The sequence below is a fragment of the Streptomyces sp. CC53 genome (assembly GCF_001865245.1).
Taxonomy (GTDB): domain Bacteria; phylum Actinomycetota; class Actinomycetes; order Streptomycetales; family Streptomycetaceae; genus Streptomyces.
Map to the genome: position 1 here is coordinate 1,201 of NZ_MKXB01000143.1, position 17,011 is coordinate 18,211.

Consider the following 17,011-nt stretch of genomic DNA (forward strand, 5'->3'; position numbering starts at 1 on the left):
CAGGCGCACCTCCCTCACCGAGGACGAGGTCGGCGAGTACAGCGGGACCAGGAAGGAGATCCGGCCCGTCACCATCGCCACGTACCAGGTGCTCACCACGAAGCGGAAGGGCGTCTACCCGCACCTGGAGCTGTTCGACTCCCGGGACTGGGGCCTGATCGTGTACGACGAGGTGCACCTGCTGCCCGCGCCCGTGTTCAAGTTCACCGCCGACCTCCAGGCGCGCCGGCGGCTCGGCCTGACGGCGACGCTCGTCCGGGAGGACGGCCGCGAGTCCGACGTCTTCTCCCTCATCGGCCCGAAGCGCTTCGACGCGCCGTGGAAGGAGATCGAGGCGCAGGGCTACATCGCGCCCGCCGACTGCGTGGAGGTCCGCGTCGACCTCACCGAGTCGGAGCGGCTCGCCTACGCCACCGCGGAGAGCGAGGAGAAGTACCGCTTCTGCTCCACCACCGCGACCAAGCGGAGGGTGACGGAGGCGCTGGTGCGGAAGTTCGCCGGGCAGCAGATCCTCGTCATCGGCCAGTACATCGACCAGCTCGACGAACTCGGCGAGCACCTCGACGCGCCCGTCATCAAGGGCGAGACGTCGAACGCGCAGCGGGAGAAGCTGTTCGACGCGTTCCGCAACGGCGAGATCCACGTCCTCGTCGTCTCCAAGGTCGCGAACTTCTCCATCGACCTGCCGGAGGCGACGGTCGCCATCCAGGTGTCGGGCACCTTCGGCTCCCGCCAGGAGGAGGCGCAGCGCCTCGGCCGGGTGCTGCGGCCCAAGGCGGACGGGCACCAGGCCCACTTCTACTCGGTGGTCGCCCGGGACACCGTCGACCAGGACTTCGCCGCGCACCGGCAGCGGTTCCTCGCGGAGCAGGGCTACGCGTACCGGATCGTCGACGCGGGCGACCTCCTCGGCGGCGGCGTCAGCGGCGCCGCCTGACGAGACCGGCGGCGTCCTCCTCGCCGTACCGGCCGAGCACGGCCACCTCGAAGGCGGCCGCGGCGGCGACCCGCACGGCGCGCAGGACGTCGCCCGGCCGGAGGGCGGGCCGGTCGTGGGGACGGCGGAGGGCGGTGGCGCCGGAGGCGGTCCCGGCCCCGGCGGCGAACGTCGTGGAAGTCATGTCTCCATGGTCCGTTCCGGACGGGGCCCTGCCATCGCCCGCCGGGCGGAACCCGCGGGCGGCCCGCGTACGCCTCAGGTCAGACGCCGTCGCCTCCGGGGAGGAGGCGCCGTCCCGCGTCCCCTACGGGGCGGCGGCCCGCTTCCTGAGGGTGCGGCCGCGCGGCCTGCGCCGGCGGTCCCCGGACAGCGGCGGGGCGGGGTGGCCGTCGGGCGCCGGCGGGTGGCGGGTGGCGCCCTGCCTGGGGCCCGCGGGGGCGGCGGCTGCCTCCTGCGTGGTGGCGCCGCGCCTCCCGCGCGGCCGGCCCGGGACGCCCGAGGGGGGCGCCGCGCGCCCGACCGGCGGGCACGGGAGCCCGCCGTGCCCGGGGCGGCACGGGAGCACGCGAGGAAAACCCTTGGCGCCCACCGCTCCCCGCCCACTAGCATCTTCGCCCTTGCCCGCCTCCCCCGGAGCCGTCCGGACCGGGAGCGCCGCCGCCCGGTCGGAAACCGGCGGCTCACCCGGAGACCCACCCGTACCGCCTCGGAGGCACCCCCATGTCCGCACCGCCGGAGTCCGACCCCCTCGCGCGCGAGCGCGCCCACCTGGCGGAGGCCCGGTCCGCGCTGCGCGCCATGCGGGAGGACGTCGAGGCGCTCGACATCCGGGACGTCACCGCGAACTGGGTGAACGCCCGGGTCCTGGAGCGGCAGATCGAGGAACGCGTCAAGGCGCTGGCCGACCACGTGGACACGCCGCTGTTCTTCGGCCGCGTGGACTACCTGCCCGGCACCCAGGAGGGCCGCCGCTTCTACATCGGGCGGCGGCACGTCCACGACGCCGACGGCGACCCGATGGTGATCGACTGGCGCGCACCGGTGTCGCAGCCGTTCTACCGGGCTTCCCGGCGGGACCCGCAGGACGTGCGGCTGCGGCGGCGCTTCGGCTACACGGGCGGGGAACTCACCGCGTACGAGGACGAGCACCTCACCGACCCGGCCGAGGAGGAGCGGACGAGCCGGCTCCTCCAGACGGAGATCGAGCGGCCCCGCGTCGGCCCGATGCGGGACATCGTGGCCACCATCCAGCCGGAGCAGGACGAGATCGTCCGCAGCGGGCTGTCCGGCACGGTGTGCGTGCAGGGCGGGCCCGGCACCGGAAAGACGGCCGTGGGCCTGCACCGCGTCGCGTACCTCCTCTACGCGCACCGGGAGCGCCTCGCCAGGACCGGCACGCTCGTCGTCGGCCCCAACCGCTCCTTCCTCCGCTACATCGAGCAGGTCCTGCCGGCGCTGGGTGAGCTGGAGGTCCGGCAGGCGACGGTCGAGGACCTCGTGTCCGCGCAGGTGGAGGTGCGGGGCGAGGACGGCGCGGACGCCGCCGTGGTGAAGGGCGACGCCCGCATGGCGGAGGTCCTGCGGCGGGCGCTGCGGTCGCACGTGACGCCGCCGTCGGAGCCGGTGGTCGTGGTCCGCGGGGCACGGCGGTGGCGCGTCCCGGCGTACGAGGTCGAGGAGATCGTCCGCGAGCTGCTGTCCCGCGACATGCGGTACGGCGCCGCCCGGGACGCCCTGCCGCAGCGGATCGCGCACGCGGTGCTGGTGCGGATGGAGGCGGCGGGGGAGGCGCCGGACGACCGGGTGCAGGACGCGGTGGCGCGCAGCGCCGCGGTGAAGGCCGCCGTGAAGGCGGTCTGGCCACCGGTGGACCCGGCGAAGCTCGTCCTGCGGCTGCTGAGCGACGGGGCGTTCCTCGCCGAGCACGCGGAGGGCCTGCTGACGGAGCAGGAGCGGAAGACGGTCCTGTGGGAGAAGCCGCCGCGGGGCGTGCGGTCCGCCCGGTGGTCCCTGGCGGACGCGGTGCTCGTGGACGAGGCGGCCGACCTGGTGTCGCGCACCGCGTCGCTGGGCCACGTGGTGCTGGACGAGGCGCAGGACCTGTCGCCGATGCAGTACCGGGCGGTGGGGCGGCGCTGCTCCACGGGATCGGCGACGGTCCTCGGCGACCTGGCGCAGGGCACGACGCCGTGGGCGACGGGGAGCTGGGCGGAGGCGCTGCGGCACCTGGGCAAGGCCGACGGCCGGGTGGAGGAGCTGACGGCGGGCTTCCGTGTGCCGCGGGACGTCATCGCGTACGCGTCCCGGCTGCTGCCGCACATCGCCCCGGGCCTGGCCGAGGTCCGCTCGGTGCGGGAGAGCCCGGGCTCGCTGGAGCTCCGCGAGGTCACGGCGGAGGCCCGGGACGCGGAGGCGGCGGCGGCCTGCGCGCGCTACCTGCGGCGTGAGGGTTCCGTCGGGCTGATCGCGGCGGACGCCCGCCTCCCCGCCCTGTCGGCGGCGCTCGCGGAGGCGGGCGTCCCGCACCTGTCCCCGGGCGAGGAGACCACCCCGGACGTGCGCCTGACGCTCGTCCCGGCGTCCCTGGCGAAGGGCCTGGAGTACGACTACGTGGTGCTCGACGAGCCGGCCGCCGTGGTGCACGCCGAGCCGGACACCCGCACGGGCCTGCGCCGCCTGTACGTGGCGCTGACCCGTGCAGTCTCGGGCCTGACCGTGCTCCACGCGGCGCCGCTGCCGCAGGAGTTGGCGGGGCAGTAGGGGCGGGTTCGCTGCCCGCCGGCCTGCGCGGACGTCGGCGCCGGTACGACGGCCGGTCTCGGCGCGCGCCGCCGCGGCCCGTCCGCCCGCACCCGCGGGAGGACGGGCCCGTGCGGGGGCCGACGGCTACTCGGAGGCGGTACCCGCGTGCAGGACAGCGAAGAAGGCGACGGGACGGGCCCCACCGACGGGCGGACCCTGCGCGCCGACTCCTGCACGCCGAGGTCTCCGCGGCGGCTGCGGCCGCCCGGGCGGGCGCCGGCCTCTGTGCCCTCCACGAGACGCCCGTACGGAGGGGCCTGCGGGGGAGCGGGGCCGGGTGCCGGCGGCCCGTCGTGGGGACGGGGTCAGAGGACGACGCGGAAGTGCGTGGTCAGGCGGCCGTCCGTGTCGAGGACGTGGAAGGCGAGGGCCGGCGGCTGCTCGCGGTCGGCCGGCTGGTCGCCCTCCCACGGCATGCGCAGGGTCCAGGTCACCGCCGGCCCCACGATCAGAGGGCGCTCCGCGAACGTCGACACGGCGGCGGTGTGGGCGTGGCCCGTCAGGACGGCGGCGACCTGGGGCCGGTCGAGCAGGATCGCCTCCAGCCCCTCCGGTTCCTCCAGGAGGTAGGCGTCCGGCAGCGGGTGGTGCAGCCTGACCGGCGGGTGGTGGAACGCGATCAGGGCGTTCACGTCGTCGGGGAGCTGGGCGAGCGTCTGGTCGATCCACGCGATGGTGTCGGGGTCGAGGCGGCCCTCGCCGCGGCCCGGGACCGACGAGTCGCACATGAGGATCGCCGTGTCCCCGACGTGGTGGAGCCGGTTGACCGGGCCGTCGTCCGGGGACTCCAGCAGGAGGGACTTCCGGTAGGCGGACCGGACGTCGTGGTTGCCGGGGCAGGGGAGCACCGGGAACGCGGACGCGAGGAGCGCCGCGGCCTCCTCGTACTCGGCGGGCGCCCCGTTGTCGGCGATGTCCCCGGTGACCAGCAGGGCGTCGGGGCGGCGCGGCAGCGCGTGGAGGTACTGCATGACACGGGTCGCGCGCTGGGTCGCCCTCTCGCTGCCGTCCAGGTGCAGGTCGCTGATCTGCGCAAGCAGCATGTCGCTCTCCCTCCTCCTGGGCGTACCGAAGCCGGCCACCCGAGGTGTTCTATCGGTAACTTAGAGTTTTACCGTTAGAAAACGTAGAGGGTGGCCTGCGATGTGATCAAGAGGGAGATGAAGATTGACCGAATGACGAGCAGGGAGTTGGGAGGGCGCTTCGTGGAGCGCTGGCTGGCACTCGAACTGGCGAACACCATTCGTAACGACGGCAGCGGGGGCCTCGCGGACCACCTCGCCACCGTGGAGCAGACCGCCCGGTGGCTGGCGGAGCAGGACGGGCTTCCCGTGCCGGACGAAGCCGAGGTCGACGAGTCGTTCCGGTGCGAGCTGGTCGAGTTGCGGGCCGCCGTACGGGCGCTGTTCGCCCGTGCGGTGAGCCCCCGTCCCGCCTCCCGTGCCGACGCCGGCAGGCTCATGCCGGTGCGGCAGGCCCTGGCGCGGCTCAACGAGGCCGCGGCACGGGAGCCGGTGGTGCCGTGTCTCGACTGGCCGGAAGGCGCCGCTCCGTCCGTGCGCCTGCTGTCGGCCGAGGCGGACCCGCGGATACGGGTCCTCGGGGCGCTGGCGCGCGACGCGGTCGAGTTCCTCAGCGGGCCGTGCGCGGCCCATCTGCGGTCCTGCACCGCGCCCCGCTGCGTGCGCTACTTCGTGAAGAGCCACGGCCGCCAGGAGTGGTGCAAGCCCTCGTGCGGCAACCGTGCCCGCGCGGCCCGCCACTACCGCCGCCGCCAGGCACCGGCCTGACCCCGTAGGGCCGGCCGGCATGCCCGGCGGGCCGCCCGGGTGACCGTGACGGGGTGGCGGGCTGCTCGGGGGGTGCCGGCGGTGGCGGGTTGCTCCCGGGGCGCCTGGCGGGATGTGTGGTGTGGCCGGAAATGCGCCCCCCGAGCCCTGCTGCCCCACCCCCGCGCACGCCGCCAGCGTGTGCTCCCGGCTGGTCCGCCGTCCGGGAGCCCGGCCCGGGGCCCGCCCGCCGGCCCGGGCCCGCCGTCCCGCTCCCGCACGGAGGCCACTGCCCACCACCCCGGGGCCGGTGGCCGCACCGGGCGCCCACGGACCCGCCGGGCCGGGTCCATCGCCCGCCGTCCCGCTCGCGCATGGGCCCGCCGCCCGCCTTCCTGGGTCCACCGCCCGCCGCCCGGGGGCCGGGGCCGGTGCACGTGCCGGACGGCCGCCGCCCCGCACCTCACCGCCCGGCGCCGCTCCGGGCGGTGAGGTGCGGGGCCTCGTGGGGCTACGCCGCGTCGGTGTCCAGGGCGCGACGCCAGGCCCGGACCGCGCCCTGGGCGACGGGGGAGGTCCAGCCGGCGGGGCGGGCCGCGCCGCCGATGTGGAAGGCGTCGACGCCGGCCGCGCGGAGGGCCGGGACGTGGTCGAGGCGCAGGCCGCCGCCCACGAGCAACTGCTGCTCGTGGCCCGGCTCGCCGCGCAGGCCCGCCTCGGCCCGCAGGGTGTCGAGCCCGGTGTCCACCCCGGCCGCGGACCCCGCCGTCAGGTAGGTGTCCAGGCCCGGCAGGTCGGCGAGCTGCTTGCGCAGCGCGGCGCGGTCGGCGGCGTGGTCGATCGCCCGGTGGAAGGTCCACCGGCAGCCCTCCAGCTCCGCGGCGAGCTGCTCCAGGACCGTCAGGTCCGGGTGGCCGTCCGCGTCGAGGAAGCCGAGGACGAACTCGTCCGCCCCCTCCGACCGCAGGTCGCCCGCGACCCGCCGGAGGGCCTCCACGTCGTCGGCCGTGAAGCCGTCCGTGAGGCGCAGCATCACGCGCAGCGGCAGGTCGACGGCGGCGCGGACCCGTGCGTAGGTCTCGCGTGACGGCGTCAGGCCGTCCGCCGCCATGTCGGTGACGAGCTCCAGTCGGTCCGCTCCTCCGGCCTGTGCGGCGATGGCGTCCTCCGCGTCGAGGGCGATCACCTCCAGGACTGCACGGTTGCTCATGGTTCCCATTCCTCCGGAAGGCGACGGGTCGACAGGTCTAGTCCAATAACGGCTCCAGAGTAATGCGCCGCGCCCGATCCGCCGCCCCTTCCGCAGTGCTTCCCGTGCGCCGTGTGGCGCTTTCCCGCCCCCGCCGCTTGGCCCCTTATACCCCGGTGGGGTATACAGTGGTTCCCGTCGGAGTTACCCCCGAGGGGTATACTGGAGTCCGAGTGATCAAGGAGCGCGCAGTCATGAGCAGCCACGCGACCGCATCCACGCCCGCCGCGGGCACCGGCGCCACCGCCGAGGTCGAGCTCGCCATCGGCGGGATGACCTGCGCCTCCTGCGCGGCCCGCATCGAGAAGAAGCTCAACCGCATGGACGGCGTCGAGGCGACCGTGAACTACGCCACGGAGAAGGCCAAGGTCGCCTACCGCGGCGCCGACGTCTCCGTGCAGGACCTCATCGCCACCGTCGAGGCCACCGGCTACACCGCCCGGGAACCCGAGCCGCCCGCACCGAGCCCCACCGCGGACGGGGGCCAGGGGGACACCGCCGAGGACGACCCCGAACTCACGGCGCTCCGCCAGCGGCTCGTCACCGCCGTCGTCCTCTCCGTGCCCGTCATCGCCCTGGCGATGATCCCGCCGCTCCAGTTCACGTACTGGCAGTGGCTCTCGCTGACCCTCGCCGCGCCCGTCGTCGTCTACGCCGGCTGGCCGTTCCACCGAGCCGCCTGGACCAACCTCCGGCACGGCGCCGCCACCATGGACACCCTGATCTCGGTCGGCACCTCCGCGGCCTTCCTCTGGTCCCTGTGGGCACTGTTCTTCGGCACGGCCGGCACGCCCGGCATGTCCCACCCGTTCACGTTCGCCGTCTCCCGCGGCGGGGGCGCCGGGAACATCTACCTGGAGGCCGCCGCCGGCGTCACCGCCTTCATCCTCGCCGGGCGCTACTTCGAGGCCCGCTCCAAGCGGAAGGCCGGGGCCGCTCTGCGGGCCCTGCTGGAGCTCGGGGCCAAGGAGGTGACCGTCCTGCGCGACGGGCGGCAGCAGCTGATCCCGACCGCCGACCTGCACGTCGGTGACCGGTTCCTCGTACGGCCCGGCGAGAAGATCGCCACCGACGGGACCGTCGTCGAGGGCTCCTCCGCCGTCGACGCCTCCATGCTCACCGGCGAGTCCGTGCCGGTGGAGGTCGCCGTCGGCGACGCCGTCGCGGGCGCCACCCTCAACGCGGGGGGCCGCCTCGTCGTCGAGGCCACCCGCGTCGGCGCCGACACCCAGCTCGCCCGCATGGCCAAGCTCGTCGAGGACGCCCAGAACGGCAAGGCCGCCGCCCAGCGGCTCGCCGACCGCATCTCCGCCGTGTTCGTGCCGGTCGTGATCCTTCTGGCCCTCGCCACCCTCGGCGCGTGGCTCGCGTTCGGCGCCGGACTGGCCGCCGCGTTCACCGCCGCCGTCGCCGTACTGATCATCGCCTGCCCGTGCGCCCTCGGACTCGCCACCCCGACCGCCCTCATGGTCGGCACCGGGCGGGGCGCCCAGCTCGGCATCCTCATCAAGGGCCCGGAGGTCCTGGAGACCACCCGCAAGGCCGACACCCTCGTCCTCGACAAGACCGGCACGGTCACCACCGGGCGGATGACCCTGCTCGCCGTGCACCCCGGCGCCTCCACCACCGAGCACGAGGTGCTGCGGCTCGCCGGAGCCCTGGAGCACGCCTCCGAGCACCCCGTCGCCCAGGCCGTCGCCGCCGGGGCCGCCGAGAGGACCGGCACCCTCCCGGACCCCGAGGACTTCGTGAACGTCCCCGGGCTCGGCGTCCAGGGCGTCGTCGACGGGCACGCGGTCCTCGTGGGCCGCGAGAAGCTGCTCGCCCAGTGGGCCGTCGAACTGCCCGAGGACCTCGCCCGCGCCAAGGAGGCCGCGGAGCGCTCCGGCCGCACCGCCGTCACCGTCGCCTGGGACGGGGAGGCCCGCGCCGTCCTGGAGGTCGCCGACGCGGTCAAGGACACCAGCGCCGAAGCCGTCCGCAGGCTCCGCGCCCTCGGCCTCACCCCGATCCTGCTCACCGGCGACAACCGGGCCGTCGCCGAGGCCGTGGCCCGCGAGGTCGGCATCGACCCCGCCCACGTCATCGCCGAGGTCCTGCCCGAGGGCAAGGTCGACGTGGTCAAGCGGCTCCAGGCCGAAGGGCGCAGCGTCGCCATGGTCGGCGACGGCGTCAACGACGCCGCCGCCCTCGCCCAGGCCGACCTCGGCCTCGCCCTGGGCACCGGCACCGACGCGGCCATGGAGGCCGGCGACCTGACGCTGGTACGGGGCGACCTGCGGGCCGCCGCCGACGCGATCCGGCTCTCCCGGCGCACCCTCGCCACCATCAAGGGCAACCTCTTCTGGGCCTTCGCCTACAACGTCGCCGCCCTGCCGCTCGCCGTGGCGGGCCTGCTGAACCCGATGATCGCGGGCGCGGCGATGGCCTTCTCGTCCGTGTTCGTCGTCGGCAACAGCCTGCGGCTGCGCGGGTTCAAGGCCGCCGACTGAACCACCGGCCGCCGTGCCCCCGGAGCGCCCCGCCGCACCCCGTGGGCACAATGACGTCCATGCCACGTGAGTTGCCCGAGCACCCCGCCCACGACGAGCTGGTGCGCCGCTGGCGGGACACCGTGCAGGCGGCCGGCGGCCGGGGCCCGGAAGCCGACCGGTACGCCCACGAGCTGCTGCGCCGCTGGGCCGAGCCGCAGCGGCGGTACCACACCACGGACCACCTGCTCGCCGTCCTGCACCGGGTCGACGAACTGGCCGGGCACGCCGGGGACCTCGCCGCCGTGCAGCTCGCCGCCTGGTTCCACGACGCCTACTACCTGCCGGACCGGTCCACCAACGAGGAGCGCAGCGCCCGCCTCGCCGAACTCGCCCTGCCCGGGCTGGGCGTCGACCCGTCCCGTACGGCGGAGGTGGCCCGGCTCGTCCGGCTCACCGTCACCCACGACCCCGACCCCGGCGACCTGGACGGCGAGGTCCTGTGCGACGCCGACCTCGCGGTCCTCGCCTCCGAATCGGAGCGGTACGCGGCGTACGCGGCGGCCGTCCGCGAGGAGTACGGCTTCGTGCCGGACGACGCGTTCCGCGCCGGGCGGGCCGCTGTGCTGCGCCAACTGCTGGACCTGGCAATGCTGTTCCGCACGCCGTACGGGGCGGAGCGCTGGGAGGACGCGGCCCGGCGCAATCTGCGCGCCGAGCTGGCGCGGCTTTCCGTGTAATAGGAATGCATCTGGGGCGGGCGGCGTTGGCGACTGTCATGCCCACCGATGAGCAGCCCGATCCGTCCGCCTCCTCCCCCCTTGCCGCCGCTCCCCCGGCTGACGCGGTCCCCGCCGCGTCCGCCGCCCGCGCAGGCCGCATGCCGGTCGCCGTCCACATCCTCGGCCTGTCCGTCTTCGCCCTCGGGACCAGCGAGTTCATGCTGTCCGGGCTGCTGCCCGCCATCGCCGGCGACCTGGACGTGTCCATCCCGAAGGCGGGGCTGCTCGTCTCGGCGTTCGCCATCGGCATGGTCGTCGGCGCGCCCCTCCTCGCCGTGGCGACGCTGCGGCTGCCCCGCAAGGCCACGCTCCTCGCCCTCCTCGCCGCCTTCGGCCTCGGACAGGTCGCGGGCGCCGTCGCCCCCACCTACGAGGTGCTGTTCGCCTCACGGATCGTCAGCGCGCTGGCCTGCGCCGGGTTCTGGGCCCTCGGCGCGTCCGTCGCCGTCGCCATGGTGGACCGGGGCTCCCGCGCCCGCGCCGTGGCCGTCATGATCGGCGGCCTCTCCGTCGCCAACGTGCTGGGCGTCCCCGCGGGCGCCTTCCTCGGCGACCACTTCGGCTGGCGCTCCGCGTTCTGGGCCGTCGGCGCCGCCTCCGCCGTCGCCTTCGTCGGCGTCCTCGCCCGTGTCCCGCACCTGCCGCTCCCCGACCGGAAGCCCGAACTGCGCCGCGAACTGGCCGTCTACCGCGACCGGCAGGTGTGGCTGGCCGTCGCCTTCACGGCCTGCACGGCGGGCGGGGTGTTCGGGGCGTTCTCGTACCTCGCGCCGCTCCTCACCGACGTCGCCGGACTCGCCTCCGGCTGGGTGCCCGGCGTGCTGGCGCTGTTCGGGGCCGGCGCCCTCCTCGGCACGGCGCTCGGCGGCCGCCTGGCGGACGCGCACCTCTTCGGGGTGCTGCTCGGCGGCACGGCGGCCGCGACGGTGCTCCTCGCGCTGCTGGGCGTGTTCGGCGGCAGCCCGGTCGTCGCCGTCGCCGTGTCGTTCCTCGTCGGCGTCGCCGCCTTCTTCACCGCGCCCGCCCTGAACGCCCGGATGTTCCACGTCGCCGGGGCCGCCCCGACCCTTGCCGGGGCCACCGCCACCGCGTCGTTCAACCTGGGCAACACCGGCGGCCCGTGGCTCGGCGGGCTCGTCATCGACGCGGGCCTCGGCTACCGCGCCACCGCATGGGCGGGCGCCGCCATGACCCTCGTCGCCCTGGCGCTGGTGGCCGTCGCCCTGCGGCTGCAGTCGCGGGAGCGCCGCGCGCCCAGCCGGGTCGTCATGGGCGCCGCTGCCGGGGCCGGGGCCGGGGTCAGGGGCGCGGTGCCGGACGGCGCTTCGGGCGGCGCAGCCCCGCGGCGGTGAGCAGCCGCACCAGCTCCTTCGAACCCACCTCGACCGCGCCCGCCGCCACCGCGTCGGCGTAGCGGGTCGAGGGGATGTCGTAGTGGTCGCCGTCGAAGGCGCGCGGCGGCGCGCCGAGCGCGGCGGCCGCCGCGTGCAGCTCCTCGAACGACACGTCGCTGATCAGGTGCGACCACATGCGTCCGTGGCCGGGCCAGTTCGGGGGGTCGATGTAGAGCGTCACGCCGTGCCGCCCGCCGCCGCCCCCGCGGGCGCCCCCGCGGGCGCCCCCGCCGGGGGTGCCGCCCCTGCCAGTGACGCCGCGGGCCGGTGTGCCGCCCGCGCCCCGGCCGCTCCCGTTTCCCCGGGCGCCCTCATTCCCGTGCGTGCTGCTCCCGTCGGCGTCCCCGCAGGCCGGGCCGCCGCCCGCGCCCCGGCCGTCCACCCGGGCGCCCCCGCTTCCCCGGCCGCCCTCATTCCCGTACGTGCTGCTCCCGCCGGCGCTCCCGTCCCCGTACGTGCTGCTTCCGCGCGCCGGGCCGCCGCGGCCGCTGCCGCCCCGGCCGGCCTCGTCTCCGTGTGTGTCCCCCTCGCCGTGAGCGTCACCGTCCCCGTCACCGCAGGCTCCCCACCGGGGCGACCACCACGCCCGCCCGGCCGCACACCCAGTGCGGGTCCGGGCCGAGCTCGGGCTCCACGTCCAGGGCGTGCGGGTCGCCCCTGTCGCACACCGGGCACAGCGGCCACCGCCCGTACCGCTCCAGCAGCGCGTCCTGCACGTCCTGGGCGACCAGCCCGGCGACGAACGCCGCACCGTCCGGCCACTGCTCCACCCACCAGCGGCGCTGCGCCACCGCGTCCTCCACCAGCGACACGATCTCCGCCTCGGCGACCTCCCGGGCGGTCAGGTCCGCGAGGACCAGCGCGCGGGCGGCGTGCAGCGCCTGCTCCAAGGTGTCCGGGTTGCTCATGCAGCCATTCTGACCCCCGGGGTTGACGGTCACCATCGCTGAAAATACGTTTCGGATGTGACCGACAAGGCGAAGGAAACTTTCACCGCGGGGTCCGGTGGCCTCCCCGTCGGTGCCGCGCCCGACGTCCTCGCCGCCAAGGTGCGCACCCTCGCCCCGTCCATGACGCGCTCCATGCAGCGCGTCGCCGAAGCCGTCGCCGCCGACCCGGCCCGTTGCGCCGCCCTCACCGTCACCGGCCTCGCCGAACTGACCTCCACCAGCGAGGCCACCGTGGTCCGCACCGCCCGCGCCCTCGGCTACCCCGGCTACCGCGACCTGCGGCTGGCCCTCGCCGGGCTCGCCGCCCAGCGCCGCTCCGGCCGCGCCCCCGCGCTGACCGCGGACATCGCCGTCGACGACCGGCTGGAGGACGTGGTCGCCAAGCTGGCCCGCGAGGAGCAGCAGACCCTCGCCGACACCGCCGCCGCCCTCGACACCGCCCAGCTGGCCGCCGCCGTCGCCGCGGTCGCCGCCGCCCGCCGCACCGACCTGTACGGCGTCGGGGCCTCCGCCCTGGTCGCCCACGACCTGGCGCAGAAGCTGCTGCGCATCGGGCTGGTCGCCCAGGCGCACAGCGACCCGCACCTCGCCGTGACCAGCGCCGTGCAGCTCCGCCCCGGCGACGTGGCCGTGGCCGTCACCCATTCGGGCGCCACCAGCGACGTCATCGAGCCGCTGCGGGCCGCGTTCGACCGGGGTGCGACGACCGTCGCCCTCACCGGCCGCCCGGACGGGCCCGTCGCCCAGTACGCCGACCACGTCCTCACCACGTCCACGGCCCGCGAGACCGAGCTGAGGCCCGCCGCCATGGCGTCCCGCACGAGCCAACTCCTCGTTGTCGACTGCCTCTTCACCGGGGTCTGCCAGCGCACGTACGCGGCGGCCGCGCCCGCGCTCGCCGCGTCGTACGAGGCCCTCGCCCACCGGAGGGCGGCCCCCCGCCCCCGGACCAGCAGGTGAGCACGTAAGGAGCCGCCATGACCGACCCGGCGACCGGCGCCGCCGCCCTCCGCGGCCACCTGGACACCCTCACCACCGAGGGGTTCCGCCCGGACCTGGCCGACATCGACACCCGCTCCACCCTCGACATCGCCCGCGCCATGAACGCGGGGGACCGGGCCGTGCCCGACGCCGTCGCGGCCCAGCTGCCCAGCGTCGCCGCCGCCGTCGACGCCGTCGCGGACCGGATGGCCCGCGGGGGGCGCCTCGTCTACGCGGGCGCGGGCACCGCCGGACGGCTCTGCGTCCTCGACGCCAGCGAGTGCCCGCCCACGTTCAACACGGACCCCACCCAGGTCGTCGGCCTGGTCGCGGGCGGACCCGCCGCGCTCGTCCGTTCCGTGGAGGGCGCCGAGGACTCCGCCGACCTCGCCCACGCCGACCTCAAGGCCCTGGAACTCACCGACGCCGACACCGTCGTCGGCGTCTCCGCCTCCGGCCGCACCCCCTACGTCCTCGCCGCCGTCGCGTACGCGCGCGACCTGGGGGCCTTCACGATCGGGCTGGCCTGCAACGCGGGCAGCGCCCTCGCCGCGGCCGCCGACCACGCCATCGAGGTCGTCGTCGGGCCGGAGTTCGTCACCGGCTCCACCCGGCTGAAGGCGGGCACCGCCCAGAAGCTCGTGCTCAACATGATCTCGACGATCACCATGATCCGGCTCGGCAAGACGTACGGGAACCTCATGGTCGACGTGCGCGCCACCAACGACAAGCTGCGGGCCCGCTCCCACCGCCTCGTCGTCCAGGCCACCGGCGCGTCCGACGCCGAGACCGAGGAGGCCCTCGCGGCGACCGGCGGCGAGGTCAAGCACGCGATCCTCGTGCTGCTCGCCGGAGTGGACGCCGGCACGGCCGACCGCCTCCTCGCCGCCCACGACGGGCACCTGCGCGCCGCGCTCGCCGCGGCGGCCGCGCCCTGACCCGGACGACCGCCGCGGCCGCGCCCCGACCCGCGGGAGCACCGCGGCCGCGCCCCGGCCGTACCCGCGCCCCGGCCGCCCCCCGACCCGTACGAGCACGGTGAGAGGCCCATGACGACGACAGAGGACCCCCACGGACGGACCGCCGCGGAGTTGCTGCCCCTCGTCGGCGGCGCCGCCAACGTCACGGCGGTCGCCCACTGCATGACCCGCCTGCGCCTCACCCTCCGGGACCGGTCCCTCGTCCGCGACGCGGAGGCGCGGGCCCACCCGGCCGTGCTGGGCGTGGTGGAGGACGAGGCGTCGGCGTCGTACCAGCTCGTCCTCGGCCCCGGCGCGGTGGCGAAGGTGACCCGCGAGTTCGAGGCGCTCGTCACCCCCGTGGCGCTGAAGGAGGCCCAGCGGGCCCGCAACGCGACCCCGTTCAAGCTGTTCCTGCGCCGCGTCGCGAACATCTTCGTCCCGCTGATCCCGGCGCTCATCGGCTGCGGCATCGTCGCGGGCCTCAACGGCCTGCTGGCGAACCTGGGCCGGCTCCCCGCGCTGACCCCGGCCCTGACGGCCGTCTCCTCCGGCTTCATGGCGCTCATCGCGGTCTTCGTCGGCATCAACACGGCGAAGGAGTTCGGCGGGACACCGGTGCTGGGCGGCGCCGTGGCGGCCGTCGTCGTCTACGCGGGGGTGTCCCGCATCGAGGTGTTCGGGCAGGAGCTGAGGCCGGGCCAGGGCGGGGTGCTCGGCGCGCTGGCGGCCGCGTTCCTCGCCACGCGCGTGGAGCGCTGGTGCCGCCGCCACGTCCCGGAAGCCGTCGACGTCCTCGTCACGCCCACACTGACGGTCCTCGTCGCGGGCCTCGCCACGGTGTACGGCCTGATGTACGCGGCGGGGGAGGCGGCCGAGGCGATCGGGACCGCCGCGGACCGGCTCCTCACCCACGGCGGCGCGGTCGCCGGCTTCGTCCTGGGCGGGCTGTTCCTGCCGCTGGTGATGCTCGGCCTGCACCAGGCGCTGATCCCGCTGCACGCCACGCTCATCGAGCAGCAGGGCCACACCGTGCTGCTGCCCGTGCTGGCGATGGCGGGAGCGGGCCAGGTCGGCGCGGCCGCCGCGGTGTACGTGCGGCTGCGCCACGACACGGCGATGCGCCGCACCATCCGGTCCGCGCTGCCCGCCGGGCTGCTGGGCGTGGGGGAGCCGCTGATCTACGGCGTGACCCTGCCGCTCGGCCGCCCGTTCGTGACGGCGTGCCTCGGCGGCGCGGTCGGCGGCGGCGTGGTCGGCCTGTTCGGCATGTGGGGCCACGCGGTCGGCTCGACGGCGATCGGCCCGTCCGGTTGGGCGCTGTTCCCCCTGCTGTCCGGCCCCGGCGGGCCCCTGGCGACGGTCGCCGCGTACGGGGCGGGCCTGCTCGCCGGGTACGCGGCGGGCTTCGTCGCGACGTACCTCTGGGGGCTGCGCGGCGTACCGGCGGCGGGCGGTGGCGACACGGCGGCGGGCGGCGCCCGGCAGGAGGGGGCCGCTCAGGACGGGGCCGACCGGGCCGGCGCCGGGGGTGCCGGTGCCGCCGACAGCGGGCGGGGGAGCGGCCCGTCAGCGGAGTCGGGCCCGGTGGAGGGACGTGCCGCACCACGCCCCTGAGGGGAAGCGTCCCCGCGCCGTCCCCGTCCCCGCCCCCGTCGCCGGCCCGCAGCCGCCCCGCCCCCGTCACCGGCCCGGCCCGCGCAGCGCGGGCCCCGCCTCAGAGGGCCAGGACGAGCTTCCCGCGCACCCGGCCCTCCGCACTGAGCCGGTGCGCCCGCGCCGCCTCCTCCAGCGGCAGGACCTCCTGCACCTCCACGTGCACCGCCCCGGCGCCGACGAGGGCGCCGATCCGCCGCAACGCCTCACCGTCGGGCGCCACGATGACGCGGCGCGCCGTGATCCCCGGCACGCGGTGCGCCTCGTCCAGCGGCTCCGGCAGCGTGATCAGCGTGCCGCCGTCCCGCAGCAGCCCCCACGACGCGGCCTGCACGGGCCCGCCCACGGTGTCCAGGACCATGTCGAACGGCTTCAGGTCCGCCGGATCCACGACGGTGCGGTCCACCGGCTCGTCCACCCCCAGGCCGTGCAGGAACTCCACGTTCCGCCCCGACGCGGTGGCCGTGACGTGCGCCCTCAGGTGCTTCGCGAACTGCACGGCGAAGTGGCCGACACCGCCCGCGCCCGCGTGCACCAGCACCCGCTGCCCGGCAGTGACCCCGGCCGCCTCCAGCGCCTGCCACGCCGTCAGCGCGGCCAGCGGCACCGCCGCGGCCTGCGCCCACGACAGGCCGGCCGGCTTGGGCGCCACCGCCGACGCGGGGATCGCGGTCACCTCCTGGTAGGCCGCCCCGTACGGCAGCGGCAGCATCCCGTACACCTCCTCGCCCACCGCGGGGCCCCCGGGGACGGTGGCGCGGACCACGCCCGCGACGTCCCAGCCCATGCCGAGCGGGAACGGCCGGTCGCTGCGCACCGCCCCCTCGCGGTGCTTCCAGTCCACCGGGTTCACCCCCGCCGCCCTGACCTCCACCAGCAGCTCCCCGGCCGCCGGTACGGGCTCGGGGCGCTCCACGAGCTCCAGAACGCTCTCGTCGCCGTACTGAGAGAAGACCACCGCACGCATGAATGCTCCCGCCATGTCGTCGCACGAACCGCCCCGCCGCCGGACCGCTCCGGCACCGGCGGGGATGGTGCCCTCGCACCTGCCCCCACCC

15 protein-coding genes are annotated in these 17,011 nt (G+C 76.2%); 9 read left to right on the plus strand and 6 right to left on the minus strand.

The window, feature by feature from the left end; all coding sequences use genetic code 11:
• Positions 1-937, plus strand: a 937-nt coding sequence (locus BJP40_RS14140) for a DEAD/DEAH box helicase (protein WP_143065949.1), incomplete at its 5' end; no start/stop codon positions are given.
• On the opposite strand, the gene BJP40_RS14145 is transcribed toward BJP40_RS14140, so the two are convergent.
• Complete coding sequence (locus tag BJP40_RS14145; RefSeq protein ID WP_071271355.1) at positions 921-1,121, minus strand: hypothetical protein; 201 nt, start codon at positions 1,119-1,121, stop codon at positions 921-923. The two genes, BJP40_RS14140 and BJP40_RS14145, sit on opposite strands and share 17 nt — an antisense overlap.
• Positions 1,122-1,660: 539 nt before the next feature.
• On the opposite strand from BJP40_RS14145, the gene BJP40_RS14150 reads away from it, so the two are divergent.
• Positions 1,661-3,700 carry a UvrD-helicase domain-containing protein gene (locus BJP40_RS14150; RefSeq protein WP_071280671.1) on the plus strand — a complete coding sequence of 680 codons (2,040 nt, stop codon included), beginning with the start codon at positions 1,661-1,663 and terminating at the stop codon, positions 3,698-3,700.
• Positions 3,701-4,047: 347 nt separating this feature from the next.
• Here the strand turns inward: BJP40_RS14150 and BJP40_RS14155 are convergent, their stop codons facing one another.
• Entirely contained in the window at positions 4,048-4,785 is a 738-nt protein-coding gene (locus BJP40_RS14155; protein ID WP_071270265.1) for a metallophosphoesterase, read from the minus strand.
• A gap of 162 nt (positions 4,786-4,947) precedes the next feature.
• Between BJP40_RS14155 and BJP40_RS14160 the strand changes: the two genes are divergently transcribed.
• Positions 4,948-5,532 (plus strand): ABATE domain-containing protein, encoded by a 585-nt coding sequence (locus BJP40_RS14160; protein ID WP_071280678.1) that lies wholly within the window; start codon positions 4,948-4,950, stop codon positions 5,530-5,532.
• Positions 5,533-6,022: 490 nt separating this feature from the next.
• On the opposite strand, the gene BJP40_RS14165 is transcribed toward BJP40_RS14160, so the two are convergent.
• Entirely contained in the window at positions 6,023-6,721 is a 699-nt protein-coding gene (locus tag BJP40_RS14165) for a copper homeostasis protein CutC (RefSeq protein ID WP_071280672.1), read from the minus strand.
• A 233-nt stretch (positions 6,722-6,954) separates the two neighbouring features.
• Here BJP40_RS14165 and BJP40_RS14170 point away from each other — a divergent pair, with 233 nt between their 5' ends.
• The 3 genes from BJP40_RS14170 (at position 6,955) to BJP40_RS14180 (ending at position 11,365) form a co-directional block, all read left to right on the plus strand.
• Complete coding sequence (locus tag BJP40_RS14170; RefSeq protein WP_071280673.1) at positions 6,955-9,252, plus strand: cation-translocating P-type ATPase; 2,298 nt, start codon at positions 6,955-6,957, stop codon at positions 9,250-9,252.
• Between the two features lie 50 nt (positions 9,253-9,302).
• Positions 9,303-9,971 (plus strand): hypothetical protein, encoded by a 669-nt coding sequence (locus tag BJP40_RS14175; protein ID WP_371258640.1) that lies wholly within the window; start codon positions 9,303-9,305, stop codon positions 9,969-9,971.
• Between the two features lie 140 nt (positions 9,972-10,111).
• Complete coding sequence (locus BJP40_RS14180; protein ID WP_079171168.1) at positions 10,112-11,365, plus strand: Cmx/CmrA family chloramphenicol efflux MFS transporter; 1,254 nt, start codon at positions 10,112-10,114, stop codon at positions 11,363-11,365.
• On the opposite strand, the gene BJP40_RS14185 is transcribed toward BJP40_RS14180, so the two are convergent.
• The gene (locus BJP40_RS14185; protein WP_071266784.1) at positions 11,313-11,588 is read right to left on the minus strand and encodes a DUF4031 domain-containing protein; all 276 of its coding nucleotides are present in this window, start codon (positions 11,586-11,588) and stop codon (positions 11,313-11,315) included. The genes BJP40_RS14180 and BJP40_RS14185 overlap by 53 nt on opposite strands.
• A gap of 370 nt (positions 11,589-11,958) precedes the next feature.
• Positions 11,959-12,315, minus strand: coding sequence for a hypothetical protein (locus tag BJP40_RS14190; RefSeq protein WP_071266786.1), 357 nt, complete (start codon positions 12,313-12,315; stop codon positions 11,959-11,961).
• 57 nt (positions 12,316-12,372) lie between these two features.
• Here BJP40_RS14190 and BJP40_RS14195 point away from each other — a divergent pair, with 57 nt between their 5' ends.
• The 3 genes from BJP40_RS14195 to BJP40_RS14205 all read left to right on the plus strand — a co-directional run bounded on the left by BJP40_RS14195 (position 12,373) and on the right by BJP40_RS14205 (position 15,914).
• Positions 12,373-13,317 carry a MurR/RpiR family transcriptional regulator gene (locus BJP40_RS14195; RefSeq protein WP_071280674.1) on the plus strand — a complete coding sequence of 315 codons (945 nt, stop codon included), beginning with the start codon at positions 12,373-12,375 and terminating at the stop codon, positions 13,315-13,317.
• Positions 13,318-13,334: 17 nt separating this feature from the next.
• Positions 13,335-14,276, plus strand: coding sequence for an N-acetylmuramic acid 6-phosphate etherase (gene murQ, locus BJP40_RS14200; protein ID WP_071280675.1), 942 nt, complete (start codon positions 13,335-13,337; stop codon positions 14,274-14,276).
• 111 nt (positions 14,277-14,387) lie between these two features.
• Entirely contained in the window at positions 14,388-15,914 is a 1,527-nt protein-coding gene (locus BJP40_RS14205; protein ID WP_079171167.1) for a PTS transporter subunit EIIC, read from the plus strand.
• A 100-nt stretch (positions 15,915-16,014) separates the two neighbouring features.
• Here the strand turns inward: BJP40_RS14205 and BJP40_RS14210 are convergent.
• Positions 16,015-17,011 (minus strand): NADP-dependent oxidoreductase (locus BJP40_RS14210; protein WP_319020093.1); only part of this gene is annotated, 997 nt, incomplete at its 5' end.

Excerpts from the sequence above, each read along its gene's own strand:
- BJP40_RS14175 (WP_371258640.1), top strand. The coding sequence starts at position 9,303 with ATGACGTCCATGCCACGTGAGTTGCCCGAGCACCCCGCCCACGACGAG.
- BJP40_RS14190 (WP_071266786.1), bottom strand. The coding sequence starts at position 12,315 with ATGAGCAACCCGGACACCTTGGAGCAGGCGCTGCACGCCGCCCGCGCG.
- BJP40_RS14170 (WP_071280673.1), top strand. The coding sequence starts at position 6,955 with ATGAGCAGCCACGCGACCGCATCCACGCCCGCCGCGGGCACCGGCGCC.
- BJP40_RS14155 (WP_071270265.1), bottom strand. The coding sequence starts at position 4,785 with ATGCTGCTTGCGCAGATCAGCGACCTGCACCTGGACGGCAGCGAGAGG.
- BJP40_RS14150 (WP_071280671.1), top strand. The coding sequence starts at position 1,661 with ATGTCCGCACCGCCGGAGTCCGACCCCCTCGCGCGCGAGCGCGCCCAC.
- BJP40_RS14180 (WP_079171168.1), top strand. The coding sequence starts at position 10,112 with ATGCCGGTCGCCGTCCACATCCTCGGCCTGTCCGTCTTCGCCCTCGGG.
- BJP40_RS14145 (WP_071271355.1), bottom strand. The coding sequence starts at position 1,121 with ATGACTTCCACGACGTTCGCCGCCGGGGCCGGGACCGCCTCCGGCGCC.
- BJP40_RS14165 (WP_071280672.1), bottom strand. The coding sequence starts at position 6,721 with ATGAGCAACCGTGCAGTCCTGGAGGTGATCGCCCTCGACGCGGAGGAC.
- murQ (WP_071280675.1), top strand. The coding sequence starts at position 13,335 with ATGACCGACCCGGCGACCGGCGCCGCCGCCCTCCGCGGCCACCTGGAC.
- BJP40_RS14205 (WP_079171167.1), top strand. The coding sequence starts at position 14,388 with ATGACGACGACAGAGGACCCCCACGGACGGACCGCCGCGGAGTTGCTG.